General features: G+C 64.2%; 21 protein-coding genes. 2 read left to right on the top strand and 19 right to left on the bottom strand.

Translation table 11 applies throughout. From position 1 onward, the window contains the following. Nucleotides 1-200: 200 nt before the first annotated feature. The 9 genes from zapE to ugpB all read right to left on the bottom strand — a co-directional run bounded on the left by zapE (nucleotide 201) and on the right by ugpB (nucleotide 12498). Nucleotides 201-1298, bottom strand: coding sequence for a cell division protein ZapE (zapE, locus tag AC1DP9_RS23380; protein ID WP_441593555.1), 1098 nt, complete (start codon nucleotides 1296-1298; stop codon nucleotides 201-203). Between the two features lie 110 nt (nucleotides 1299-1408). After that, a complete protein-coding gene (lpdA, locus tag AC1DP9_RS23375; protein WP_477108625.1) occupies nucleotides 1409-2833 on the bottom strand; it encodes a dihydrolipoyl dehydrogenase in 1425 nt (474 codons plus the stop codon). Between the two features lie 93 nt (nucleotides 2834-2926). Then, nucleotides 2927-4162 carry a 2-oxoglutarate dehydrogenase complex dihydrolipoyllysine-residue succinyltransferase gene (odhB, locus tag AC1DP9_RS23370; RefSeq protein ID WP_477108624.1) on the bottom strand — a complete coding sequence of 412 codons (1236 nt, stop codon included), beginning with the start codon at nucleotides 4160-4162 and terminating at the stop codon, nucleotides 2927-2929. Between the two features lie 87 nt (nucleotides 4163-4249). After that, a complete protein-coding gene (locus AC1DP9_RS23365; RefSeq protein WP_092289626.1) occupies nucleotides 4250-7102 on the bottom strand; it encodes a 2-oxoglutarate dehydrogenase E1 component in 2853 nt (950 codons plus the stop codon). A gap of 301 nt (nucleotides 7103-7403) precedes the next feature. Next, nucleotides 7404-8177, bottom strand: a complete 774-nt coding sequence (ugpQ, locus tag AC1DP9_RS23360) for a glycerophosphodiester phosphodiesterase (RefSeq protein WP_477108623.1) — start codon at nucleotides 8175-8177, stop codon at nucleotides 7404-7406. Beyond that, the gene (locus tag AC1DP9_RS23355; protein ID WP_477108622.1) at nucleotides 8174-9295 is read right to left on the bottom strand and encodes a sn-glycerol-3-phosphate import ATP-binding protein UgpC; all 1122 of its coding nucleotides are present in this window, start codon (nucleotides 9293-9295) and stop codon (nucleotides 8174-8176) included. Before AC1DP9_RS23355 ends, ugpQ begins: the two co-directional genes overlap by 4 nt. A 27-nt stretch (nucleotides 9296-9322) precedes the next feature. Further along, a complete protein-coding gene (gene ugpE, locus AC1DP9_RS23350; RefSeq protein ID WP_477108621.1) occupies nucleotides 9323-10171 on the bottom strand; it encodes a sn-glycerol-3-phosphate ABC transporter permease UgpE in 849 nt (282 codons plus the stop codon). 18 nt (nucleotides 10172-10189) lie between these two features. Next, nucleotides 10190-11071 (bottom strand): sn-glycerol-3-phosphate ABC transporter permease UgpA, encoded by an 882-nt coding sequence (ugpA, locus tag AC1DP9_RS23345; protein ID WP_092289634.1) that lies wholly within the window; start codon nucleotides 11069-11071, stop codon nucleotides 10190-10192. 116 nt (nucleotides 11072-11187) lie between these two features. Then, entirely contained in the window at nucleotides 11188-12498 is a 1311-nt protein-coding gene (gene ugpB, locus AC1DP9_RS23340) for a sn-glycerol-3-phosphate ABC transporter substrate-binding protein UgpB (protein WP_092289636.1), read from the bottom strand. A gap of 237 nt (nucleotides 12499-12735) precedes the next feature. Between ugpB and AC1DP9_RS23335 the strand changes: the two genes are divergently transcribed. Beyond that, entirely contained in the window at nucleotides 12736-13533 is a 798-nt protein-coding gene (locus AC1DP9_RS23335) for an HAD-IIB family hydrolase (RefSeq protein ID WP_092290821.1), read from the top strand. Nucleotides 13534-13596: 63 nt separating this feature from the next. On the opposite strand, the gene ntrC is transcribed toward AC1DP9_RS23335, so the two are convergent. From ntrC to AC1DP9_RS23315, 4 genes are all read right to left on the bottom strand, one after another. Then, on the bottom strand, nucleotides 13597-15171 hold the full coding sequence (gene ntrC, locus AC1DP9_RS23330; RefSeq protein WP_477108647.1) for a nitrogen regulation protein NR(I): 1575 nt from the start codon (nucleotides 15169-15171) through the stop codon (nucleotides 13597-13599). A 111-nt stretch (nucleotides 15172-15282) separates the two neighbouring features. Next, entirely contained in the window at nucleotides 15283-16422 is a 1140-nt protein-coding gene (gene glnL / locus AC1DP9_RS23325) for a nitrogen regulation protein NR(II) (RefSeq protein ID WP_092290823.1), read from the bottom strand. Nucleotides 16423-16432: 10 nt separating this feature from the next. Next, nucleotides 16433-16960 (bottom strand): DUF4124 domain-containing protein, encoded by a 528-nt coding sequence (locus AC1DP9_RS23320; protein WP_092290825.1) that lies wholly within the window; start codon nucleotides 16958-16960, stop codon nucleotides 16433-16435. Between the two features lie 202 nt (nucleotides 16961-17162). Further along, entirely contained in the window at nucleotides 17163-18578 is a 1416-nt protein-coding gene (locus AC1DP9_RS23315) for a 3-hydroxylaminophenol mutase (protein WP_477108620.1), read from the bottom strand. A 513-nt stretch (nucleotides 18579-19091) separates the two neighbouring features. On the opposite strand from AC1DP9_RS23315, the gene AC1DP9_RS23310 reads away from it, so the two are divergent. After that, nucleotides 19092-19556 (top strand): rhodanese-like domain-containing protein, encoded by a 465-nt coding sequence (locus tag AC1DP9_RS23310; RefSeq protein WP_477108619.1) that lies wholly within the window; start codon nucleotides 19092-19094, stop codon nucleotides 19554-19556. Nucleotides 19557-19569: 13 nt separating this feature from the next. Here the strand turns inward: AC1DP9_RS23310 and AC1DP9_RS23305 are convergent, their stop codons facing one another. The 6 genes from AC1DP9_RS23305 to AC1DP9_RS23280 form a co-directional block, all read right to left on the bottom strand. Further along, on the bottom strand, nucleotides 19570-20397 hold the full coding sequence (locus tag AC1DP9_RS23305; RefSeq protein WP_477108618.1) for an EI24 domain-containing protein: 828 nt from the start codon (nucleotides 20395-20397) through the stop codon (nucleotides 19570-19572). A 121-nt stretch (nucleotides 20398-20518) separates the two neighbouring features. After that, nucleotides 20519-21319 (bottom strand): competence/damage-inducible protein A, encoded by an 801-nt coding sequence (locus tag AC1DP9_RS23300; RefSeq protein ID WP_092289645.1) that lies wholly within the window; start codon nucleotides 21317-21319, stop codon nucleotides 20519-20521. A 12-nt stretch (nucleotides 21320-21331) separates the two neighbouring features. Continuing rightward, nucleotides 21332-22207, bottom strand: a complete 876-nt coding sequence (locus tag AC1DP9_RS23295) for an EI24 domain-containing protein (protein ID WP_477108617.1) — start codon at nucleotides 22205-22207, stop codon at nucleotides 21332-21334. Between the two features lie 73 nt (nucleotides 22208-22280). After that, nucleotides 22281-23273: a sterol desaturase family protein gene (locus tag AC1DP9_RS23290; RefSeq protein ID WP_477108616.1), complete on the bottom strand. Its 993-nt coding sequence runs from the start codon at nucleotides 23271-23273 to the stop codon at nucleotides 22281-22283. Beyond that, complete coding sequence (locus AC1DP9_RS23285) at nucleotides 23273-24088, bottom strand: polysaccharide deacetylase family protein (protein ID WP_477108615.1); 816 nt, start codon at nucleotides 24086-24088, stop codon at nucleotides 23273-23275. Before AC1DP9_RS23285 ends, AC1DP9_RS23290 begins: the two co-directional genes overlap by 1 nt. A 13-nt stretch (nucleotides 24089-24101) precedes the next feature. After that, entirely contained in the window at nucleotides 24102-25088 is a 987-nt protein-coding gene (locus AC1DP9_RS23280; protein WP_477108646.1) for a YVTN family beta-propeller repeat protein, read from the bottom strand. Nucleotides 25089-25106: the final 18 nt, after the last annotated feature.

Here is a 25106-nt window from a genome sequence, read left to right as displayed (position 1 = left end):
TGGGGGCGGCAAGGTCGTCGTTGTCGCTGGCAGCACCCCAAGGGGGCCGCCGGCTGGTGCGAGCGATGGGGTAGGTAGGGACGGGGACGGCATGGCGCGCTTTTAATACCCACGGATAGTAGGTAGCACGCACACCATACGCCTTGATGCAGATCAAATAGGTCGGATTCGTACCAGTCCGACAACAGCTTCCAGCCCGCTCAGGTCAGCGAGGTATCCATGGTCCGTCGCTCGGACTCCAGGTACTCCCGTGACTGCATTTCGATGATCCGCGACACCGTGCGATGGAACTCGCCAGCCATCTGCCCTTCGGTATACAACTCGTCGGCAGGCACCTCGGCGGACATCAGCAGCTTGACCTTGTGGTCGTAGAACACGTCGATCAGCCAGGTGAAGCGGCGCGCCTCCGACGACATCCGCGGCGTCATCTTCGGCACATCCGACAGGATCACCGTATGGAACTGCGACGCCAGCTCCAGATAGTCGTTTTGCGAGCGCGGGCCGCCGCAGAGCGTGGCGAAGTCGAACCAGACCACACCGTTCGCCTTACGCAGCGCCTTGAGTTCACGGTGCTCGATATGGAGGATCGGCGATTCGTCGGCCGTGCCGGCAATACCCACGAAGGCATCGCGCAGCGCCGCGCTGGCCTCGCGGTTCAGCGGCGTGTGGTACGCCTCGACCTGCTCCAGGGCGCGCTTGCGGTAGTCGATACCCGCGTCCACGTTGAGCACGTCGAGCTTCTCCTGGAGGAGGTCGATCGCGGGCAGCACGCGTTCGCGGTGCAGACCATCCGGGTACAGCAGGTCCGGGCGATAGTTCGACGTCATCACGAACTGCACGCCATTCGCGAACATCTGGTCCAGCAGGCGGTGCAGCATCATGGCGTCCGCCACGTCGCTGACGTGGAATTCGTCGAAGCAGATCAGCCGGTATTTGCGCGCGATGCGCTTGGCCAGTTCGTCGAGGGGGTCGGGCCGACCTCGCAATTCCTCCAACTGGCGATGCACTTCGCGCATGAACTCGTGGAAATGGAGCCGCGTCTTCCGCACCACGGGCACGCAAGAGTAGAAGCTGTCCATCAGGAACGACTTGCCGCGCCCCACTCCACCCCACAGGTAGACGCCCTTGGGCACATCGGGGTGCACCAGAAGCTTCTTCAGCGCGTTGTTGCGCCGGTTCTTGTAGGCCACCCATTCGTCGTAGCACTGCTGCAGCCGTGCCACGGCGCGCAGTTGCGCCTCGTCCGACTGGTAGCCGCGCTGTTGCAGTTCTTTCTCGTAAAACTCGGTGACGTTCATGCTGGGTTCACGCTGGGGGCGTCCGGCGCAAGATGCGCGGGCGCTGCAAGTGAAAACGGCGCGCCGCTAGTTGCGGCGCGCCGGTGCTCACGCAATGGCAGGCATCAGCCTTACATGTTGAGCTGGCGCTTGTCCACGGCCAGCGCGGCTTCGCGCATGACTTCGGACATCGACGGGTGCGGATGGCAGACGCGACCGATATCCTCGCTGGCGGCCTTGAACTCCATCGCCACGACGGCTTCGGCGATCAGGTCCGACGCGTTGGCGGCCACGATGTGCACGCCCAGGATCTCGTCGGTCTTGGCATCGGCCAGCATCTTGACGAAGCCGTCCGAGGCGCCCATGCCCAGCGCACGGCCGTTGGCCATGAACGGGAACTGGCCCGATTTGTACTGGCGGCCTTCGGCCTTCAGCTGCTGCTCGGTCTTGCCGACCCACGCGATTTCCGGGAAGGTGTAGATCACCCAAGGAACCGTGTTGAAGTCGATGTGCGGCTTCTGGCCGACGATGCGCTCGGCCACGGCCACGCCTTCGTCTTCCGCCTTATGGGCGAGCATCGGACCACGCACCACGTCGCCGATGGCCCACAGGCCCGGCACCTTGGTCTGGCAGTGGTCGTCCACCTCGATGAAGCCGCGCGCGTCCGCGCCCAGGCCCACCGCTTCCAGGTTCAGGTTGTCGGTGTTCGGCACGCGGCCGACGGACACGATCAGGCGGTCCACTTCCAGCGTCTGGGCCTTGCCGTCCTTGTCGTCATAGCTGACGGTGACGCTGTCCTTGYCGGTCTTGACCTCGTTGACCTTCACGCCKAGGCTGAACTGCAGGCCCTGCTTGGTCAGCAGCTTCTGCGCTTCCTTGGCCACGCCTTCATCGGCGGCGCCCAGGAACGCAGGCAGCGCTTCCAGCACGGTCACTTCGGCACCCAGGCGGCGCCACACCGAGCCCAGTTCCAGACCGATCACGCCGGCGCCAATCACGCCCAGCTTCTTCGGCACGGTCGGGAACTTCAGCGCGCCCTCGTTATCGCTGACGAGGTTGTTGTCCACGGTGATGCCCGGCAGGTGACGGGCCTTCGAACCGGTAGCGATGATGACCTGCTTCGCGGTCACGACCTCACCGGCCACTTCCACCTGGAAGCCTTCGGCAGCCTTGCCGGCGAACTTGCCGTAGCCCTTGAGCAGCGTCACCTTGTTCTTGCGGAACAGGAACTCGATGCCCTTGGTCATCTTGCCGACGATGTCGTCCTTGCGCTTGAGCATCTTGGGCACGTCCACCTTGACGTCACCCACGGTGATGCCGTGGTCGGCCAGGTGGTGCGAGGCGTTCTCGAACTCTTCCGAGGAAGCCAGCAATGCCTTGGAGGGGATGCAGCCCACGTTCAGGCAGGTGCCGCCCAGGCGCGGCTCGCCCTTGGGGTCGTCATAGGCGTTGCCTTCGCAGCAGGCCACGTTCAGGCCCAGCTGGGCTGCGCGGATGGCGGCGATGTAGCCGCCAGGGCCGGCGCCGATCACCAGCACGTCGAATTGTTTGCTCATGGAGTTTCCTTCTGGACGGCCTGCTCCCACCCGCCCGATTCAACGGGCGGCGGGGAGCGGGTGTCCTTCAATTCAGAGGGAGGAGACGGACGCTTACAGGTCCAGCAGCAGGCGGGCCGGATCTTCCAGCGCTTCCTTCATCGCCACCAGGCCCAGCACAGCCTCGCGACCATCGATGATCCGGTGGTCGTAGGACATGGCCAGGTAGTTCATCGGGCGAATCACGATCTGGCCGTCTTCCACCACGGCACGATCCTTGGTGGCGTGCACGCCCAGGATGGCCGATTGCGGCGGGTTGATAATCGGCGTCGACAGCATCGAACCGAACGTACCGCCGTTCGAGATCGAGAACGTGCCGCCAGTCAGTTCTTCCAGCGACAGCTTGCCGTCACGGGCCTTGGCGCCGAACTCGGCGATCTTCTTCTCGATGTCGGCCAGGCTCATCTGGTCGGCGTTGCGCAGGATTGGCACCACCAGGCCACGCGGCGAACCCACCGCGATACCGATGTCGAAGTAGCCGTGGTAGACGATGTCGTTGCCATCCACCGAGGCGTTGATGATCGGGTACTTCTTCAGGGCGTGCACGGCAGCCTTGACGAAGAACGACATGAAGCCCAGCTTCACGCCGTGCTCCTTCTCGAAGCGGTCCTTGTACTTGTTGCGCAGGTCCATCACCGGCTTCATGTTCACTTCGTTGAACGTAGTGAGGATGGCGTTGGTGGACTGCGACTGCACCAGGCGCTCGGCGATACGGGCGCGCAGGCGGCTCATCGGCACGCGCTCTTCCGGGCGGTCGCCCAGCGCGGCGAAGTCCACCTGGGCGGACACTTGCTGCAGGGCCGGCTTGGCCGGAGCCGGTGCCGGGGCGGCCTTGGCGGCCGGTGCGGGCGCCGAGCCGGCGGCCAGCACGTCACCCTTGGTGATGCGGCCGTCCTTGCCGGTGCCGGCAACCTGACCGGCGGACAGGCCGCCTTCGGCCATCAGCTTGGCAGCCGACGGCATGGCGATGCCGCTGGCGCCAGTGGCGGCAGCGGGAGCCGGGGCGGCGGCGGCAGGTGCAGCGGCCGGAGCGGCGGCGCCAGCGGTGGCTTCGGTATCAATCTTGGCGATCAGTTCATCGGCCACGACGGTATCGCCGTCGTTCTTGATGATCTGCGACAGCACGCCGGCGGCGGGTGCCGGCACTTCCAGCACGACCTTGTCGGTCTCGATCTCGATCAGGATCTCGTCCTGGGCAACAGCTTCGCCCGGCTTCTTCTTCCAGTTCAGCATGGTCGCTTCGGCGACCGATTCAGACAGTTGCGGAACCTTGACGTCAACAATAGCCATGGTGAGAAATTTTCCTCGATGTATGCGTGTATGTTCAAACAGGCCGAAGCCCGGCGCGCACCACTGCGCGCCGGGCCGGCCGTCTTATTACTTGGTCAGCACAAAGCCCTTGAGCTTGGAGAACGCAGCGTCCAGCAGCGCCTTCTGTTGCTCGTTGTGCTTTGCGTAGTAGCCCACCGCCGGCGAAGCCGAGGCAGGACGACCGGCATAACCGAGCTTCTGGCCTTCCGTCATGTTTTCCATGATGTAGTGCTGCACGAAGAACCAGGCACCCTGGTTCTGCGGCTCGTCCTGGCACCACAGGATTTCGGTCACGCCCGGGTACTTCTTGAGCTCGGCGGCCACAGCCTTGTGCGGGAACGGGTACAGCTGTTCCAGGCGGATGATCGCCGTGTCGGTGGCACCACGCTCCTTGCGGGTGTTGACCAGGTCGTAGTAGACCTTGCCCGAGCACATGATCACGCGCTTGACCTTGCTGGCGTTCAGTTCTTCGTGATCGGGGATGACCGTCTCGAAGTGACCCTTGGCCAGGTCGGACAGYGGCGACACCGCATCCTTGTTACGCAGCAGCGACTTCGGCGTCATGATCACCAGCGGCTTGCGGAACAGCCGGATCATCTGGCGACGCAGCAGGTGGAAGATCTGTGCCGGCGTGGTCGGCTGCACAACCTGAATATTGTGGTCTGCGCAGAGCTGCAGGAAACGCTCGATGCGGGCCGAGCTGTGTTCCGGACCCTGGCCCTCATAGCCGTGCGGCAGCATCATCGTCAGGCCCGAGGCGCGGCCCCACTTCACTTCACCCGACGAGATGAACTGGTCGATCACCACCTGGGCGCCATTCACGAAGTCGCCGAACTGGGCTTCCCAGATCACCAGCGCATTCGGTTCCGCAGTCGAGTAGCCGTATTCGAAGCCGAGCACGGCTTCTTCGGACAGCACCGAGTCGATCACGGTGAACGGGGCCTGATTCTCGGACACGTTCTGCAGCGGCACGTAGCTGCCGGCATCCCAGCGCTCGCGACCCTGGTCGTGCAGTACCGAGTGACGGTGCGTGAAGGTGCCACGGCCAGCATCCTGGCCGGTGATACGCACCGGGTAGCCCGAGGCCACCAGCGATGCGAACGCCAGGTGCTCGCCCATGCCCCAGTCCAGAGGCTGGTCGCCACGGCCCATGTTGGCGCGGTCCTTGATGACCTTTTCCACCAGCGGGTGCAGCTTCAGGTGCTCGGGGATGGTCGTGATCCGCTCGGCCAGGCGCTTCAGCTCGGTCACCGGCACGGCGGTGTCGGCTGCGTCGGTCCACTTGCGGTTCAGGAACGGCATCCAGTCCACGGCGAACTTGTTCTTGAAGTTCGACAGGACCGGGTCCACCGTGTGCTTGCCCGCGTCCATCGCGGCACGGTATTCCTTGACCAGCTGGTCGCCAAAGTCGGCGGGCACCAGGTTCTGCGCGGCCAGCTTGTCGGCGTACAGCTTGCGCGTGCCCGGGTGTTGCGAGATCTTCTTGTACATCAGCGGCTGCGTTACAGCCGGCGTGTCCTGCTCGTTGTGGCCCAGCTTCCGGAAGCAGATGATGTCAACCACGACATCCTTCTTGAATTCCATGCGGAAGTCGGTGGCCAGTTGCATGGCGTACACCACGGCTTCGGGATCGTCGCCGTTCACGTGCAGCACCGGAGCCTCGATCATCTTGACCACGTCCGTGCAGTACAGCGTGGAACGCGCGTCGCGCGGGTCAGACGTCGTGAAGCCGATCTGGTTGTTGATGACGATGTGCATGGTGCCGCCCGTGCCGTAGCCGCGGGTCTGCGCCAGGTTCAGCGTCTCCATGACCACGCCCTGGCCAGCGAAGGCGGCGTCGCCGTGCACCTGCACCGGCAGCACTTCCTTGTGGCCGGCTTCGCCACGGCGTTCCTGGCGGGCCTTCGACGAACCCTCGACCACCGGGTTGACGATTTCCAGGTGCGACGGGTTGAACGCGAGCGACAGGTGAACCGGGCCGCCTTCGGTCGAGACATCGCTCGAGAAGCCCTTGTGGTACTTCACGTCGCCGGCGGGCAGGTCATCGACGTGCTTGCCTTCGAATTCGGCGAACAGGTCGGCCGGCATCTTGCCCAGCGTATTGACCAGCACGTTCAGACGGCCACGGTGGGCCATGCCGATCACGATTTCCTGCACACCCTTCGAACCGGAGTGCTGGATCAGCTCGTCCATCGCGGCGATAAAGCTCTCGCCGCCTTCGAGCGAGAAGCGCTTCTGGCCGACGTACTTCGTGTGGAGGAAGCGCTCAAGGCCCTCGGACGCGGTCAAGCGGTCCAGGATGTGCTTCTTCTTTTCCAGCGTGAACACGGGCTTGGAACGCGTGGTTTCCAGGCGCTCCTGCCACCAGCGCTTCTGCGCCTGGTCGCTCACGTACATGAACTCGGCGCCGATGGTGCCGCAGTAGGTCTCACGGAGGTTGTTGAGCAACTCGCGCAGGCTCATCGATTCCTTGCCGAAATACGTGTTGCTGGCATTGAAGACGATGTCGAGGTCGGCCTCGGAGAAACCGTAGAACGCCGGATCCAGATCAGGCAGGGGCGGACGCTCCTGGCGCTTCAGCGGATCGAGATCGGCCCAGTGGGTACCGATGTTGCGGTAGGCAGCGATCAGCTGGGTCGCAGCAACGCGCTTGCGGCCCATGTCGGAATCGGCCGAGGCAACGATGGTCTTGATGGGGCCCTGCTTGGCGCGCTCGGCGAACGAGGCAACGATCGGTGCGTGGGGGATATCGCGGGAGTTGGAACCATCCACAGCCGGGACATTCTGCATCGCGTCGAAATACGCGCGCCAGTTGTCGGGAACCGAGCTGGGATTCTGGAGATAGGCCTCGTACAGCTCTTCCACATAGGGGGCGTTGCCGCCGAAGAGGTACGAATTGCTCTGATACTGCTGCATCATGGGGCGCTCACTATTCTCCGGGAATGCCGGAGTTAAGCGGGTTCATCAACCTTCCGCGACACGGCTTGACCGGTTAGCGGATTGCAAACAACTCTTGGGAGCCAGACAGCGCTACCTTGAACGAACGGCACCGCGAAGGTGCCGTCTGTCTGGGGTCTCACCGACAGCCCGAAAGGGCAAGTTGTGCGGGGAAGGACCTTAGTCTTCACTCGCAAAAGCATAGCACGTTTGCCCAACGACAGTGGGGACTTTTCGTGATGCAAAATCATGACCGTTGCCGCCACACATCGGTGCTACGCCATCAGGCGGCCGGCTCGATCCGATCGACCGCGTCCGTGATCAGTCCGTCCAGCCCCCAGGACAATAGCTCGGCGGCCCGGGACGCGTCGTTCACCGTGTAGCACAACACTTGAAAACCGTCCGCATGGGCGCGGGCGATGACGGCCGCGTCCAGCTCGCGATGGTTGGCGTCCAAGGCTACGCAGCCCAGCCGGCGCAGGCGTTCGGGCCAGTCGGCGGGCAGCTTGTCGAGCAGCAGCGCGCGCGGCAGGCCGGGCGCCACCTGGCGGGCGGCGTCGAGCGCCTCCTCGGAAAACGACGAAAGCAGCGGCGGCACGTCGGCGCCCTGCCAGAGCGAAAGCGCATCAATCGCCACTGCTGCGCCGGTCCGCCATTCCGTGCCAGGCACCGGCTTGATCTCGATATTGACGTGGAAGCCATTCGCGCGCGTGTAGCGGGCGATCGTCGCCAGGGTCGGCACCGGTTCGCCGGCATAGGCCGGGCTATGCCAGCTTCCGGCGTCCAGCGCGGCCAGTTCGCCCAGCGTCATAGCGTCGACGCGGCCCTTGCCGGACGTGGTGCGGTCCAGCGTGGCATCGTGCATCAGCACCGGCTTGCCGTCGGCCGACAACTTCACGTCGAACTCGAACATCCGGTAGCCGAACGACGCCCCGTGCCGGAACGCGGCCAGCGTGTTCTCGGGTGCGAGCTTGCCGGCACCCCGGTGCGCGATATGGCGCGGATACGGCCAGTTGGCTGCATCGACCAGAGGAAACGTGACGATTGACGCACTCATCCCAGTGCCTCGATACGCTTGCCCGACGTCGCGTCGAAGAAGTGCAGATGATCAGCCGAAGCCGTGATCGGCAGACGGTCACCGGCACGCACTGGCATGTGGCTGTCCAGCCGGACCACGATCAACTGGCCGCCCAGCGAACCATAGGCGAATGAATCGGCGCCGAGCGCCTCGACCACGCGCACATCGACATGCGCGATGGCGTCGTGGGCCGCGCACGGCTCGATATGCTCGGGGCGCAGCCCCATCAACGCCTGCTCGGGCAGGTGCAGGCCCATCGGCAGATGGCCGAGCGTGGCCGGCGCACCCTGCCCTTCGCCGGCACCATTCGCCTTCGGCACCACGCGCATCTGCGCCTCGCCCTGGGCGGCGTTGGTACGCACCACGGGCACGAGGTTCATCGGCGGCGAGCCGATAAAGCCGGCCACGAAGGTGCTGGCCGGACGCGAGTAGACCTCGAGCGGCGTACCGATCTGCTCCACCCGGCCTCCGTTCAGCACCATCATGCGGTCGGCCAGCGTCATGGCCTCGACCTGATCATGGGTGACGTACAGGCTGGTGGTGCCCAGGCGGCGATGCAGGTCCTTCAGCTCGAGCCGCATCTGCACGCGCAGCTTGGCATCGAGGTTGGACAGCGGCTCGTCGAACAGGAACACGGCCGGCTCGCGCACGATGGCGCGCCCCATCGCCACGCGCTGGCGCTGACCGCCCGAGAGCGCGCGCGGCTTGCGTTCGAGCAGCGCGCCCAGCTCCAGGATGCCCGCCGCGTGCTTCACGCGCTGGTCGATCTCGGCCTTGGACATGCCGCGAATCCGCAGGCCGTAGGCCATGTTGTCGTACACGGTCATGTGCGGGTAGAGCGCGTAGTTCTGGAACACCATCGCGATGTCGCGCTCGGCCGGCTCGAAGTCGTTGACTACCTTGTCGCCAATATGGATCTCGCCGCCGGTAACGGTTTCCAGCCCGGCGACCATGCGCAGCAGCGTGGACTTGCCGCAGCCCGAGGGGCCGACGATGACGATGAACTCGCCGTCGGCGATTTCCATGTCGATGCCGTGCACGACCTGCGTGCCGCCGGCGTAGGTTTTCTGAACGTTGCGAAGTGACAGTTTTGCCATGGCTTTCTCGTAATCCGCTTGTTTCGCTTACTTTTCTGTTTCGACCAGGCCCTTGACGAACCACCTCTGCATCAGCACCACCACCACGGCAGGCGGGATCATCGCCAGCATCACCGTGGCCATCACGAGATTCCAGTCCGTCGCGGCATCGCCCGAGCGCGAAATCATCTGCGTCACGCCAACCACCACCGGCGTCATCGATTTTTGCGTAGTAATCAGCAGCGGCCACAGGTACTGATTCCAGCCATAGATGAACTGGATTACGAACAGCGCCGCGATGCTGGTGCGCGAGAGCGGCAGCACCACGTCCCAGAAGAAGCGCAGCGGACCGGCGCCATCGATGCGCGCGGCCTCGGCCAGTTCATCGGGAATGGTCAGGAAGAACTGGCGGAACAGGAACGTGGCCGTGGCCGATGCGATGATCGGAATGGTCAGGCCGAAGTAGCTGTCCAGCAGGCCGAGGTCCGACACCACCTTGTAGGTCGGCAGGATCCGCACTTCCACAGGCAGCATCAGCGTGATGAAGATGAGCCAGAAGAAGGTCTTGCGCAGCGGAAATCGGAAATAAACGATGGCGAAGGCCGAGATGATCGAGATCGCGATCTTCCCGAGCGCGATGCCCAGCGCCATGATCAGGCTGTTCTTCATCATGGTGGCGACCGGCGAGGCGGCCTCCCCCACGCCCTTGAACAGCACGGTGCGAAAGTTCTCAACCAGGTGGCTGCCGGGGATCAGCGTCATGGGCGAATCGAGCACCTGTTCGGCCGTCAGCGTGGACGCCACGAAGGTCAGGTACACCGGAAACGCCACGACGATGATGCCGAGGATCAGCACCACGTGGGTGATGACATCAAGAATTGGACGACGTTCTACCATTTTTGGGCGCCTTTCGTGTCAGTACTGGACCTTGCGTTCCACGAACCGGAACTGCACCACGGTCAGCGCAATCACGATCACCATCAGCACCACGGACTGCGCGGCCGAGCCGCCGATGTCCATGCCGCGGAAGCCGTCGTGGAACACCTTGTACACAAGCGTGTTCGTCGAATTGAACGGGCCGCCATGCGTCACGGCATCGATGATGGCGAAGGTATCGAAGAATGCGTAGACCACGTTGATGACCAGCAGGAAGAACGTGGTCGGCGAAAGTAGCGGAAATATGATGGACCAGAAGCGCCGCCACGGTCCGGCGCCATCGATGGCGGCCGCCTCGATCAGCGAGCGTGGAATGCTCTGCAACCCGGCCAGGAAGAACAGGAAGTTGTAGCTGATCTGCTTCCACGCGGCGGCCAGCACCACCAGCGTCAGCGCCTGATTGCCATTGAGCAGGAAGTTCCAGTCCACGCCGCCCTTGCGCAGCGCGTACGACACCACGCCCAGCGTCGGGTTGAACATGAACATCCAGAGCACGCCCGCCACGGCCGGGGCCACGGCATACGGCCAGATCAGCAGGGTCTTGTAGCCCGTGGCCACGCGCACCACGCGGTCGGCGAAGTAGGCAAGCAGCAGCGCCACCGACAGGCCGACCACCGTCACACCAATGGCGAAGATGGCCGTGACCTCGAACGACTCCACATACTGCGGGTCTGCCCACAGCGTCCTGAAGTTGTCGAGCCCTACGAATTCGAGATTGATGCCGAAGGCATCCTGCTGGAGCAGCGACTGCCACAGCGCCTGGCCGGCCGGCCAGAAAAAGAAGATCATCGTGATGGCGATCTGCGGCAACACCAGCAGATACGGCAGCCACGGCGACCGGAAAACGACGCGTTTTTCCATCGTCAAACCTTTTCATAACGCAAGCGGGCGACGGTTTCGCCGCCGCCCACTTGCCGCACGTCTGGCGCCCTCAGCCCGGACCGGTCATACCGGCCAGGCCGCGCGACGCCCCTGACTTACTCTTTCGCAGTCTTCTGGAAGCGCTCCAGCAGGTCGTTGCCGCGCGCCACCGCCGTGTCCAGCGCAGCCTTCGGCTCCTTCTTGCCGGCCCAGACGGCTTCCAGTTCCTCGTCCACCACGGTACGGATCTGCACCAGGTTGCCCAGGCGCACACCGCGCGACTTGTCCGTGGTCTTCACGACCATTTGCTGCACGGACACATCGGCGCCCGGGTTCTTGTCGTAGTAACCCGATTTCCTGGTCAGATCGTAGGCGGCCATCGTCACCGGCAGGTAGCCGGTGGCCTGGTGCCAGTCCGACTGGATCTCAGGCTGCGACAGGAACGTGAAGAACTTGGCTACGCCCTTGTATTCCTCGGCCTTCTTGCCACCCATCACCCACAGCGACGCGCCGCCGATGATCGTGTTCTGCGGGGCGCCCTGCACGTCCGGGTAGTACGGCAACTGCGACACGCCGAACTGGAACTTGGCGTTCTTGCGAATGTTGGCCAGCGATGCCGACGAGCCCGTGAACATCGCGCACTCGCCGTTGAAGAACTTGGCCTGCGACTCTGCCTTGCGGCCGCCGTAGCTGAAGTAGCCCTTCTTCACCATCTCCTGGAGATTGGTGATGTGCTTCACGTGCAGCGGGCTGTTGAAGACCAGGCGGGCGTCGGTGCCGCCGAAGCCGTTGTTCTTGGTCGCGAACAGCGTGTTATGCCAGGCCGAGAAGCTTTCCAGGTGCACCCAGCCCTGCCAGTCGGTGGTATAGGCGCAGTTCGTGCCCGATGCCTTCAGCTTGGCCGAATATTGCATCACTTCGGGCCAGGTCTTGGGCGGCTCGGAGAGGCCCGCCTTCTTGAAGGCGTCCTTGTTGTAATAGAAGACGGTGGTCGAGCTGTTGAACGGGAACGACAGCATCTCGCCCTTCGACGAGGTGTAGTAACCGGCCACGGCGGGGATGTAGGCCTTCTGGTCGAACTTCTCGCCCGCATCCTTCATCACCGTGGAGACCGGCTTGATCGCGCCCTTGGCACTCATCATCGTGGCCGTGCCCACTTCGAACACCTGCAGGATCGCCGGAGCGCCGCCCGCGCGGAAGGCGGCAATGCCGGCCGCCATGGTTTCGTCGTAGTTGCCCTTGTTAACAGGCACGATTTTGTAGTCGGTCTGGCTCGCGTTGAACTTGTTGGCGATCTCGTTGACCTTGTCGTTCAGCGCGCCCTGCATGGCGTGCCACCACTGGATCTCGACCGCGGCGTGGGCGGTGCCGGCCATGGCCAGGGCGGCGACGGCAGCGAATTTTAGGGCGGTGCGTGGAAAGGACATGGACTTCTCTCCTGAGGCTGTTATCAGTCGGGCAAATCGGGCAAGAAACAAGAAAAAGCGCCCGACTGTATGCATTTTTTGTGACAGCGGGATGTTACGCCCGTCGCACCTCGCCGCAAACCGGGCAAACCCGCCTTGCGGTGAGAATATTGCTGCATTTTGACGACACATTGATGTCACACAACCGGGCGCGCCGCACCGGCGGACGTTTGCGTACAATCCTCGCCCATGAGCACGATGAAACCCTTCGCCACCTTGCCGGACGCCGCCCTCCGGCGCGTGCGCGGCATCCTGACCGACATCGACGGCACCCTGACGACCGATGGCCGGCTGCCTGCCCCCACCTATCTCGCACTGGACCGGCTGGCCCGGGCTGGGCTGCATGTCGTACCCGTCACAGGACGCTGCATCGCCTGGGCGGAGATCCTCGTCAGACTCTGGCCGGTAGATGCCATCATCGGCGAAAATGGCGCCTTCTTCTCACATTTGCGCGACAACAAGCTGATCACACGCTTCCTCGACGATGCGCCGACGCGCGCCGGGAATCTTGAGAAGATCCACGCGCTGGGCGAGCGGATCGTGCGCGAGGTGCCTGGCTGCGCGCTGGCATCGGACCAGGCATGGCATGCGGCCGACCTTGCCATCGACCATGCCGAGGACGTGGCACCCCTGCCCCAGCCGGCGGTGGACCGCATTGCCGCGATGATGCGCGAGGCCGGCATGACGGCGACGGTCAGCTCGATCCACGTTAACGGCTGGTTCGGCGACCATGACAAGCTGTCGATGAGCCGGCTTTGCGTGCAGGAGTTGCTGGGGGATGACATCGACGCCGCGCGCGACGAATGGCTGTTCATCGGCGACTCGGCCAATGACGCGGCGATGTTCGGCCACTTCCCGTTGTCGGTGGGCGTGGCGAACGTGCGGGAGATTCTGGATCAGTTGCCGGTGGCGCCCGCCTACGTCACGGAGGCGGCCGGCGGTGAAGGCTTCGCCGAGATGGCGGAGCGACTGCTGGCGGTACGTAGCAACGGCTGAGACGATTCTTGTTCTCTGCTCCCCCGCAGCGGGAGAGCAGAGAATCGTCTCAACCCCTGGACATCAATCGAATCCCAGCTCCTGCAGCTTGCGGGTAATCGTATTGCGTCCAATCCCAAGCCGGGTGGCGGCTTCCACGCGGCGCCCGCGCGTGACGCCCAGCGCGGCTTCGAGCACAGCTTTTTCGAAGCGCCGCGTCAGCACATCCATCACCTCGGGCTGGCCCGCTTCCAGCATCGACTTGGCCTCGCCGGCCAGCAGCGACTCCCAGCTTGCCGACACCGCATTGCCCGCGAAGGCCGGTGCGGACGCCATGCCTGGCGCCGTGGCGGTCATCGGTGGGCGCGTGGCGACCATCGTGTCACCCTCGCCTGCCGCGGTGTTCATGCCGTAGTCGGATGTCTCGATCGCATCGTAGTCGCCACCTGCCATGCGCGACTCGCCGCCCGGCGCGCGCATCGGCGAACCGGTGCTTTCCGCCTGGGGCGTGCCGATCATCTCGCGTGGCATATCCTTGACCTCGATGGTCTGCGCCGGCGCCATCACGGTCAGCCAGTTACACAGATTCTCAAGCTGTCTCACGTTGCCCGGGAACGGCAGCGTGCTGACGTAGGCCAGCGCCTCGTCGGACATGCGCTTGGGTTCCACGCCAAGCTCCTTGGCGCTCTTCTGCAGGAAGTGGCGCGCCAGCAGCGTGATGTCCTCGGGCCGCTCGCGCAGCGGCGGCAGCCGCAGACGAATCACGTTCAGGCGGTGGAACAAGTCCTCGCGGAACAGCCCCTCTTTCACGCGCGTCTCGAGGTTCTGGTGCGTGGCCGCAATCACGCGCACATTGGCGCGCAACGGGTTGTGGCCACCCACGCGATAGAAGTTGCCGTCCGACAGCACGCGCAACAGCCGCGTTTGCAGATCGAATGGCATATCGCCGATTTCATCGAGGAACAGCGTGCCGCCCTCGGCCTGCTCGAAGCGGCCACGCCGCATCGTCTGCGCACCCGTGAACGCGCCGCGCTCATGGCCGAACAGCTCGGATTCGAGCAGATCCTTCGGAATCGCCGCCGTGTTGAGCGCGATAAATGGCCCGTTGGCGCGCGGGCTGTGCTTGTGCAGCGCCCGTGCGACGAGTTCCTTGCCGGTGCCGGACTCGCCGGTAATCATCACCGTCACGTTCGACTGCGACAGGCGGCCGATGGCGCGGAACACGTCCTGCATCGCTGGTGCCTGACCCAGGATCTCAGGCGCGTCGACTAGCCGATCGTCCATTTCCTCCTCGCGCAGGCTCTCTTCGAGCGCGCGCCGGATCAGCTCGACGGCCTTGTCGACATCGAACGGCTTGGCCAGGTATTCGAAGGCGCCGCCCTGGAACGCCGCCACGGCGCTGTCCAGGTCGGAATACGCGGTCATGACGATGACCGGCAGGCCCGGGTGCCGCGCCTTGATGGCCTGCAGCAGGTCCAGGCCCGAGCCGCCAGGCATGCGGATATCGGAAATCAGGACCTGCGGCTCGTCATCCTCCAGCGCCGCGAGCACGTCGCGAACATTGGTAAAACTGCGAGAGAGCAGGCTTTCACGGGCAAGGGCCTTCTCGAGGACCCAGCGGATTGATTGATCGTCGTCGACTATCCAGATCGGCTTCATGTGCGTCGCTTGTCTGCTCGGTGTCATGTGGTCTCCCGTTGTCCCGCCATCGTCCCACTCAGGCAGGTCCCGCGCCGCTCGCACATCCGGGCCGGTCAGAGGCGCGGGAGGTCAGTGCAGCGGCAGCAGGATACGGAAGTCGGTACAGCCCGGCCGGCTCTCGCATTCGATCAAGCCCTCGTGCTGCTGCACGAAGGTTTGAGCGAGTGTGAGACCGAGTCCGCTGCCGCCGTCCCTGCCCGATACCAATGGATAGAAGATGCGTTCGCGGATGTCCTCGGGGATGCCCGGGCCGTTATCGATGACATGCAAGTCCAATGCCAGCTTGAACAAGCGCTTGGCAATCGTCACCTGCCGTGCCACCCGAGTCCGCAATACGATCTGCGCATCGCCGCGCGCGATGCGCTCGTGCAGCGCCTGGGCAGCGTTGTGCACGATGTTCAGCACGGCCTGGATCAGTTGCTCCATGTCGCCGCGCAGGTCGGGCAGGCTCGCGTCGTAGTCGCGCACAATCTCCAGCCCGTTCGGGAATTCGGCCAGCACCACCGAGCGCACGCGCTCCAGCACCTCGTGGATATTGAGGTCCGAGACGATGTGCGGGTGCCGGTGCGGCTCCAGCAGCCGGTCCACCAGCGTCTGCAGGCGGTCCGACTCCTTGATGATGACCTGGGTGTACTCGCGCAAGGACCGTTCGGGCAGCTCGAACTCAAGCAACTGGGCCGCGCCACGGATGCCCCCGAGCGGATTCTTGATCTCGTGGGCCAGGTTGCGGATCAGTTCCTTGTTGGCCGACGTCAGGTCGAGGATGCGCTCCTCGCGGTCGCTGCGTACCTTCTGCTCGTTCAGAAGGATCTCAACCAGGACCGTATTGGCATGGCCCTCGATCGCCCCGATCACGACATGGGCATGCATCGGCTCCTGCAGCGGCGGGCGCAGCACGAGATCCTGGCGCCGCACATCGATCTGCCGCGCGATCACCGTCTCGATCATGCTGTCCAGCTCGTCGATCTGGCCGAACAAGTCCGGCAGCGTCAGTTCCACCATCGCCCGGCGGGACAGCGCGAAGCTGGCCTCGGCGGCCGGATTCGCGTAGACCACCTGCAGCCCGGGCTGGCGCACCAGCAGCACCGGGTTGGCCACCACGTCCAGGCCGGGATGGAACGCCGCGTCGCCCAACGGCAGGACCTCGGCTTCCGCCTTGCGGTCTGCTCCGGTGACTTTGCGCGACACTCCGCGAATCAGGCGACCCATGGCCATTTCACTATTCCTTAAGGTTCGATAGCTCACGGCGCAAGGAGGCGGCGTTGGCCTCGCTACGTGCGACGTCGTCGCGCAGGCGTGCCGTGCGATCGAGATATTTCTGATAGTTGCGCTCGTTGCCCTGGCGCTCGGGCTCGCCATTGTTGTACTCGGCGCGCAGCCCGGCCAGCTTGGCTTCTTCGCTCTGGAGTTCCTGCTCCAGCACCGCGCGGCGCTCGCTGTCGCGGTTCTTCTGGGTGGCGCTGTCCACGCGCGGGAAAGCCGCCGGGGATGCCGAAGGCGCCGCCGCCTTGCCACCGCCCGAGCTGGCAGTGCGCGAACCCGGCACCGTGATCACGTCAGGCAGGTTCAGCTTCTTGCAGTCCTTGCTGCCGCCCGGATTGCCGTTGCGGTACTCGGGCACGCCGTTGGGGCCCTTGCACATATAGACATCCGACGACTGCGCCGGCGCGGGCCGGCTCCAGGCGCCGAGCCCCAGCGCCATGGCCATCACCAGAATGGGGAAACCCACCCGGATCTGGTGCGTCATCCGGTATGAACCCTGGTGCGACAGTCCGCCTTGGCGGCTGCGCGTGACCTTATTTGACATCGCGTTCATGAACATCGGCATGAAGGTTAGGGAAGGAGCCCCATTCTAGCGATCAACCCGCTCGCAAAACAAAAAGGGACAGCCGAAGCCGCCCCTTCCTGGTGCAACTGTTGCCCGGTGACAACCTGGCAACCGGACGCGATTACAGCGAGTAGTACATCTCGAACTCGATCGGGTGCGTCGTCATGCGGAAACGCGTGACTTCTTCCATCTTCAGTTCGATGTAGGCATCGAGCATGGAGTTGGAGAACACACCGCCGCGGGTCAGGAACTCACGGTCGTTGTCGAGATATTCCAGGGCCTGGTCGAGGCTCGAGCAGACGGTCGGGATCTTTGCATCCTCTTCCGGCGGCAGGTCGTACAGGTTCTTGTCGGCAGCTTCGCCCGGGTGGATCTTGTTCATCACGCCGTCCAGGCCGGCCATCAGCAGCGCCGAGAAGCCCAGGTACGGGTTCATCAGCGGATCCGGGAAGCGCGTTTCGATGCGGCGGCCCTTCGGGTTCGCCACGTACGKAATGCGGATCGAGGCCGAACGGTTGCGGGCCGAGTAGGCCAGCTTCACCGGGGCTTCGAAGCCCGGCACCAGACGCTTGTACGAGTTCGTGCCCGGGTTGGTCAGCGCGTTCAGGGCACGGGCGTGCTTGATGATGCCGCCAATGTAGTACAGCGCGAATTCCGACAGGCCGGCGTAGCCGTTGCCTGCGAACAGGTTCTGACCGTCCTTCCACACGGACTGGTGCACGTGCATGCCCGAGCCGTTGTCGCCAACCACCGGCTTCGGCATGAACGTCGCCGTCTTGCCGTAGGTGTGCGCCACGTTCTGGATCACGTACTTCTGGAGCTGGGTCCAGTCGGCGCGTTGCACCAGCGTGCTGAAACGCGTGCCGATTTCGTTCTGGCCCTGGCCAGCCACTTCGTGGTGGTGGACTTCAACGGGAATGCCGAGCGATTCGAGGATCAGGCACATTTCCGAACGGATGTCCTGGAACGTGTCGATCGGGGCAACCGGGAAGTAGCCGCCCTTCTTGCCCGGGCGGTGACCGCTGTTGCCGTGCTCGAATTCCTTGCCCGACGACCACGGGGCTTCCTCGGAGTGAATCTTCACCGAGCAACCCTGCATGTCGACGTTCCAGGTCACGCCGTCGAAAATGAAGAATTCGGGTTCCGGACCGAAGAAGGCGGTGTCGCCCAGGCCGGTGCTCTTCAGGTAGGCTTCGGCGCGCTTGGCGATGGAACGCGGGTCGCGGTCGTAACCTTTGCCATCCGACGGCTCGATCACGTCGCAGGTCAGCACCAGCGTCGGCTCTTCGTAGAACGGGTCGATGTGGGCCGTGTTCGAATCCGGCATCAGCAGCATGTCCGAAGCTTCGATACCCTTCCAGCCGGCGATCGAGGAACCGTCGAAGGCGTGGCCGCTCTCGAACTTGTCGTCGTCGAAGTGCGACACGGGCACAGACACGTGTTGCTCCTTGCCTTTGGTATCCGTGAAACGGAAATCGACGAATTTGACGTCGTTTTCCTTCACGAGCTTCATCACATCTGCAACGCTGTGGGCCATGCCTATCTCCTGGAAATTCGGGCTGAGTCTGGGAAAGCCATTGTTGGGTCCGGCCCCGGAAAACCCTCGCGGGAACCGCCCCAAAAGGGACGAGGAATGTTAGCAGAAAGCATGCCAACCGACGCCCTCATTTGCCCTCGCCATCCCGAAAAATGTGCAGTGATCGGTCACGCCGCACCGTGGCGGGGGCCGCGGATTGCATACAACCCAAGCTGAACATGCCGACGCGGCGAACGATCCACTTGCGCACCGCTCCGCGGCGACTTCATCAAACACCATCTCGGTGCACGATTCAAGGAAAAGCACTATTTTAGTGCCGATGCACCAGAATACGCACCGAAGATGGGCGTGCGCCGCGCAGGCGGATTTTCGGGGGATGGCCGTGGCTGCGCGCTAGAATAGCGCCGAACGCGGCGACATCCCAGCGCCGCGCCCGATCCCGGGTCACGCTGTTGCCTCGGCACAGCGAACCCCGCTTTACTCCCGCTTCTCTTATTGACTCCGTCACAGAAGATGACCACCCGAGACGACCTCCTCCAGGCGGCGCACGCGCGCCAGCAACAGAACCAGCTTGCGTACTTCGGCGCGCTGGACCCGCAGCAAGCCTATGACCTGCTGCAGGCCGACCCGAAGGCCGTGCTCGTGGACGTGCGCACGCATGCAGAACTGGATTGGGTAGGTGGCGTGAACCTGCCGGACGAGCAATTCGCCCATGTGGAATGGAACAGCTATCCCGGCGGCAAGCAGAACCCGAATTTCGTCGAGGAACTCAAGGCCCGCGTGCCGACCGATGCGCCGGTGCTGTTCCTGTGCCGTAGCGCTGCGCGCTCGAAGCACGCGGCCCGTCTGGCCACCGAGGCCGGCTACACCTGTGCCATGGATGTGCTGGAAGGCTTCGAAGGCCCCCGCGACGAGGAATACCACCGCAAGACCGTGGAAGGCTGGTGCAAGCGCAACCTGCCGTGGCACGGGGCGTAAGGGGAGCCATCAGCTAACGCCCGTCCATGGCGTGTGGGAGCGGGGTTGCCCGCTCCGCGCGCAGGTCGGCCAGCGCCTGTAGGCAAAAGTGGCCGTAYCAGGGCACCGCAAAGATCAAAATCATCATATAGACCCACATGACGCACAACAGCGCCAGGGGTAGCAGTACAACCATTACGATTGCCCAGACCCAGACGAGGTTGGCCAGCCAGCCGAGAAAGCCGCTGAGCACGCCGATTCCCATCAACGATGTGCGATGGCGCTTCATCAGCGTTTTGCGCTCTTCCACCGTGGCGTGATCTTCCAGCGCGTCGTAGGTCATCACACGGTACATCAGCCAGCCGGACAGCAGTGACGGTGTGACAAAACCAATCACCGGCAGGTACGCCAACGGCAGCGTCAGCATGGTGAGCACCAGGAACACCCCAGTGCTCACGATCAACTCCCGCAGGCCGCCCATTAGCGAACCGCCCTGGGCACGGCGAAGTCCCGGATAGCCGCGCGCCACGTGTCCAGCCACTGTCGACTCGAAGAATACGCTGATATAGATCAGCATCGACACAACAATCAACGGGCACAGCGCCATCACGACAAGCACCGGCGCCACGTACGGCCCCAACCCGGCCAGCCAACTCCAAGGGGAAGTCCCACTCAGCCAGGCAAACATCTGGGTAGCGTCGAGAAACCTATTGAATGCCTGGGTGACCGGATCCCATGCCCACCAAAGGATGCCGGCCCAGAACATCGGGATCAGGATGAGCGGCAAGATTGCATGTATCAGCATGCGCGGATGCAGAACGCACAGCAACGCGCGGCCGAACGCCCGGAGAACTGGTTTCATGTGTGAGCGCTGACGAGGCAGCGCAGGCTGAACAAAGCCCATCAAGCTATCACGCGTCGGCGCGCGCTTTTTCGACCTGTGTCAAGGTTGGCACAGGATTGGCACAGCCCCCCACCCTCACCTACTGCTCGACGATCTCGTACCCCATGGCGCGGACGCCTTCGAGCAGCATCGCATAGGCTGGCAGGACCTGTTCCGCCGGTCCCTTCACCCCAAGATCGATATGGCGCCGCGCGAAGCGGTCGCCCCGGCTCACGTCGCCCACGGATGGCAGGCTGAATACGCGGATGCCGGCGAATGCGGCCTCCACCTGCTCCATCAGCGGTGTCAGGGTCGACTCGGGCGCCTCGAACACATAGAAAGCGCGCGACTGCGCTACCTCCAGGTGGAACAGGTGGGTGTAATAGTGGTCGAGCACCCATTCCATCATCGGCCACGCCATGACGGGGAAGCCTGGCATGAAATGGTGGTCGGCCACCGAGAAGCCCGGAATGCGGTTGTAACTGTTGGGGATGATGCGCGCCCCGACCGGAAACTCGCCCATCTTGAAGCGATGCTGGTTATCAGGCAGGTTCAGGTCAGCCTTGACCGGGTCGCCATTGGCGGTCTCGGCGATGCGTAGCGCAATCTGCTCGCGCGCCTCGGGGTGCAGCGCCAACTCCACGCCCAGCGCGGCGGCCGCGCACTGACGCGTGTGGTCGTCCGGCGTGGCGCCGATGCCGCCCGTGCAAAAGACCACGTCCGGCCCGGCCAGCGTGCGGCGCAGCGTGGCGGTGATGCGCTCGCGCTCGTCGCCCACGTACTCGGCCCAGTCCAGCGCCAGGCCGCGTGCGCCCAGCAGTTCGATGGTCCGGCGCATGTGCTTGTCCTCGCGCCGCCCGGACAGGATCTCATCGCCGATGACAATCAAACCGAAACCCATGGTGTTCCTCGCTCAGGATTGTTCAATGCGGCGCACGTCGCCCGGCGCCAGGTCGATCACGTCGGTGGCGGGCGGCGGCGGGGGTGCCGCGGCGTCGCGCTCGGCGCGCAATTCAGCCAATGCCCGGAGGCAGAAATGGCCGAACCAGAGCGCCGAGAAGATAAAGATCAGCACGTACAGCCACAGCGTGCCGGCCAGCACCACCGGAAACAGGAAGATGATGACAGCCGACCAGACCCACAGCAAGGTCGGCGCGGAGCCAAGCAGGCCCACGGCCACGCCGATCATCAGCAGCGAGGTGCGATGGCGCTTCATCAGCGTCTTGCGCTCCTCGGCCGTGGCGTGTTCGGCCAGGGCGTCGTAGGTCATCACGCGGTAGGTGAGCCAGCCCCACAGCATGGGCGGAATCAGCGCGAAGAACGGCGGAATCAGCCATAGCGGCATCGTCACGAGCACCAGCAACAGGAACACCACGGTGTTGCTGAGCGCCTGGAACACGCTGCCGGCGACGCTGCCGCCGCGCGCCTTGACCAGCCCCGGATAGCTGCGGTCCAGGTGCTTCACCACGGCCGGCACCGAGAACAGGCTGATGAAGATCAGCATCGACGCGATCACCAGCGGCACAGCCAGCGTCAGCACGAACAGCGGCGCCACCACGGTGCGCAGCGACTGCAGACCGAGCCAGTCCAGCGCGGAGTAGATCCAGCTCGTGAAGACGGAGCCCTCGAGGATGGCGCGAGCGCCGCCCATGATCGGGTCCCAGCCCCACCAGATCAGGCCGCCCCAGAGCACGGTGGCGAGGACGAATGGCACCAGCGTCAGCATCAGCATGCGCGGATGCAACTGGCTGATCAGGGCACGGCCAAACGAGCGAAAGATATCGTTCATGCAGGAAAGCGGTCGGGAAAACCTTCAGAGCCTAGCACAGGCCGAAAAGATCCCACGCCGACGACATTCCCGGTCAGCGGAGCCGTAGCAGCCGCTTCACGCCCAGCCACTGCTGGGACAGGAATCCCGCGCCGTAGTCGCGGCCGTGGCCGGTGGGCGGCGGAAGCTGGTCCCGGATGCCCGTCGGATGGTAGGCCTCGACGAACCGGGCGGTGCGGAACAACATGTCCCACCACGGAAAGATCACGCCGTAGTTGCAGCCGCCAAGCCGCACCGGCTTGCCCGCCGCCTGCTGCTCGTGGCCGAGCCCCACCGCGTGGTGCGTGCGATGGAAGCGCGGCGAAACCAGCAGTCGCTCCCCGAGCCAGCCGAAATGCAGTCGCAGGTTGGCGTGCTGGAGGCTTTGCAGCAGTTGCGAAAGCGCCACCAGCAGCACGTACTGCGACGGCTCCACGCCAACCGCCAGCGCCACGGTCGCAAAAACTGCGTCACGTAGCATATCGTCCAGAAGATGGTTGCGATTGTCGCTCCAGAGCGTCATCTGGCGCTGGCTGTGGTGCGTGGCGTGCAGGCTCCACCACCAGCGATAGGTATGCGAAAACCGGTGATACCAATAGTCGAGCAGATCGAACAGCAGCAGGTAGACGAAGAAGCTGACCAGCGGGATCGACGTCACGCCGGGCCACCAGTCCTCCACGTTGATCCGCTGCCAGCCCAGCAGGCGCAGATGGCCTTCGAGGCCATCCATCAGCGGCGCCAGCACGAAGAACATCGCGAGCCGGAACAGGCCCAGGCGATGGATCATCGTATAGAGCATGTCCGTGCGCACGGCGGCGCGGTCCGTCACCGGCTCCACGGGTCGCAATTTCTCCAACGGGCCGAGGATCAGCACCATCACTGCGATCTGCACCACACCCACCAGCAACCATTCGGTGCCTGTGAAGGCGTCCTCGGCATAGCCGCCGAAGCCGAGGTGGTAGACCACCGGCAGCACCACGCCCTGGAATACCGTGGCTTCCACCTGGCCTACCCAGAGGCTGATCCAGTTCGTGAACGCGTCCCACATTACCGCCGGCCCTCCGCCCCGTGCTGCTGGAACCAATCCTTGTAGCGGGGATGCTCGCGCAGCGTGGCGAAGCAGAAGCCCTTCTGTTCGAGGCCGGTCAGCAGCGGTTCGAGCACGCCCGGTGCCCAGGGGTCCTTGCGCGACCAGATACCGAGGTGCGCCATCGTAATATCGCCATCCCGGAGGTCGCGCAGCGCGCGGTCCAGCAAAGCCCGGTTCGGAAATTTCTCGGAAGACAGTTCGTCGCCGAGGAAGCCGGCCGGCGCCCAGCCCACGTGCTTGAAGCCGCATTGCTCGGCCCAGGCCAGCGTCTGCGGGGCGGTGCGGCCGCCCGGCGAGCGCCAGATCGGCGCCATCGGCTGGCCAGTCATCGACTGGAATGCCTGGGCGCTGCGGCGCAGTTCCGTGCAGAAGGCGTCGGCAGTCATCGCGACGTCCTTGCCGCCCTGCGCGCCAAACTGCGGACGCATCGTCACCTTGTCCCCGTGCACCCCGCGCAGGTAGACGTGATCGAACGTATGGGAACCGAACACGTGCCCATCGGCGGCCAACGCTTTCCAGTAAGGGGCCCAGGTCGGGTCCAGCGAGTTGTCATGATTGACGGTCGGCTCGCTGGCCAGGAAGAACGTGGCGCGGATATGATGCCGGCGCAGCGTGCGGGCGATCAGTTCCGCCTGGCTCATGCTGCCGGTGTCGAAGGTCAGGTACAGCGTACCGGCACGGCAACTGGCGGCGGCGTCCGCCGCCGAGGCAGCACCGGCCAGCGCCAGCATCGCGGCCAGCATGGCAAGAATACGAATCAGCAGCCGAGCCATGTCGAACCCTGCCTCAGTAGAGCGGCGCCCGCGTGCGGAAGTAGATACCGTGCGGCGACTTGCCCACGCGGATGGTCTTGACCAGCTTGCGGCTCGCCACGTCGATCAGCCCCACCGAACGCGCCCAGCGGAACGTCACCCAGAGTGTCTTGCCATCGGCGGTCAACTCCATGTCGTCGGGCCCCGGCAGCAGGCCGGTGATATCGCCAACTTTCGACAGCGTCTGCTGGTCAATGATGCTGATGGACCCCGAGACGCGGTTGGTCAGGAACAGATGACGCTTGTCGCCCACCGCGCGGAAATTGTGCGCGCCCTTGCCGGTCTGGATCTGCTTGACCACAGTGCGCGTGCGCCAGTCGATCACGGCCACGTAGTCGGCGCCGGTCATGCCCACCAGCAGGTATTTCTGGTCCGGCGTCACCCAGATCCCGGCCGGCGCCGAGCCGGCCTCCATGGTCCAGAGCACGGTCAGCGAATTGAGGTCGATCGCGGCGATCTGATCGCTGTCCTGCAGGGTGATGAAGGCGATCTTGCTGTCCGCCGTGAACGCGATATGGCTGGGCGTCTTGGGCAGCGGGAATTGCTTGGCGATCTTGAGCTGGTGGCCGTCCCAGCGGTAGACGTCCACGCGGTCGAGCCGGTTGCCCGTCGTCACGAACCATTTCTGGTCCGGCGAGAAGCCGATCTGGTACGGATCGTCGATGTTCGGTACGCGCTGCTGCACCTTGCCGGTCACCGGATCCAGGAACACCAGGTCGTTGCCGACCGCGTTGGCCACGATCAGCGACTTGTCGTCAGGCGTGGCAATCAGGTGGTGCGGTTCCTTGCCGACGGGGAAGGTTTCCAGCACCTTCTGCGTGTCCTTGTCGATCAGGGTGACGGTTGCATCACCCGAATTAAGGATCGTCACAACCTCCGCTTGCGCGGGGGCGGACACCACTGCCAATGCCAGCGCGCCGACCGACACCACGCTAGACACAACACGACGCAACGAGAGCATAAGACCGTCAACCATGAG

It is taken from the genome of Cupriavidus sp. 01L43 (assembly GCF_056399925.1).
This window is presented reverse-complemented; position numbering and strand designations above follow the sequence as displayed.

Excerpts from the sequence above, each read along its gene's own strand:
- zapE (WP_441593555.1), bottom strand. The coding sequence starts at position 1,298 with ATGAACGTCACCGAGTTTTACGAGAAAGAACTGCAACAGCGCGGCTAC.
- odhB (WP_477108624.1), bottom strand. The coding sequence starts at position 4,162 with ATGGCTATTGTTGACGTCAAGGTTCCGCAACTGTCTGAATCGGTCGCC.
- ugpQ (WP_477108623.1), bottom strand. The coding sequence starts at position 8,177 with ATGAGTGCGTCAATCGTCACGTTTCCTCTGGTCGATGCAGCCAACTGG.
- AC1DP9_RS23355 (WP_477108622.1), bottom strand. The coding sequence starts at position 9,295 with ATGGCAAAACTGTCACTTCGCAACGTTCAGAAAACCTACGCCGGCGGC.
- ugpE (WP_477108621.1), bottom strand. The coding sequence starts at position 10,171 with ATGGTAGAACGTCGTCCAATTCTTGATGTCATCACCCACGTGGTGCTG.
- ugpA (WP_092289634.1), bottom strand. The coding sequence starts at position 11,071 with ATGGAAAAACGCGTCGTTTTCCGGTCGCCGTGGCTGCCGTATCTGCTG.
- ugpB (WP_092289636.1), bottom strand. The coding sequence starts at position 12,498 with ATGTCCTTTCCACGCACCGCCCTAAAATTCGCTGCCGTCGCCGCCCTG.
- AC1DP9_RS23335 (WP_092290821.1), top strand. The coding sequence starts at position 12,736 with ATGAAACCCTTCGCCACCTTGCCGGACGCCGCCCTCCGGCGCGTGCGC.
- ntrC (WP_477108647.1), bottom strand. The coding sequence starts at position 15,171 with ATGAAGCCGATCTGGATAGTCGACGACGATCAATCAATCCGCTGGGTC.
- glnL (WP_092290823.1), bottom strand. The coding sequence starts at position 16,422 with ATGGGTCGCCTGATTCGCGGAGTGTCGCGCAAAGTCACCGGAGCAGAC.
- AC1DP9_RS23320 (WP_092290825.1), bottom strand. The coding sequence starts at position 16,960 with ATGACGCACCAGATCCGGGTGGGTTTCCCCATTCTGGTGATGGCCATG.
- AC1DP9_RS23310 (WP_477108619.1), top strand. The coding sequence starts at position 19,092 with ATGACCACCCGAGACGACCTCCTCCAGGCGGCGCACGCGCGCCAGCAA.
- AC1DP9_RS23300 (WP_092289645.1), bottom strand. The coding sequence starts at position 21,319 with ATGGGTTTCGGTTTGATTGTCATCGGCGATGAGATCCTGTCCGGGCGG.
- AC1DP9_RS23295 (WP_477108617.1), bottom strand. The coding sequence starts at position 22,207 with ATGAACGATATCTTTCGCTCGTTTGGCCGTGCCCTGATCAGCCAGTTG.
- AC1DP9_RS23290 (WP_477108616.1), bottom strand. The coding sequence starts at position 23,273 with ATGTGGGACGCGTTCACGAACTGGATCAGCCTCTGGGTAGGCCAGGTG.
- AC1DP9_RS23285 (WP_477108615.1), bottom strand. The coding sequence starts at position 24,088 with ATGGCTCGGCTGCTGATTCGTATTCTTGCCATGCTGGCCGCGATGCTG.
- AC1DP9_RS23280 (WP_477108646.1), bottom strand. The coding sequence starts at position 25,088 with ATGCTCTCGTTGCGTCGTGTTGTGTCTAGCGTGGTGTCGGTCGGCGCG.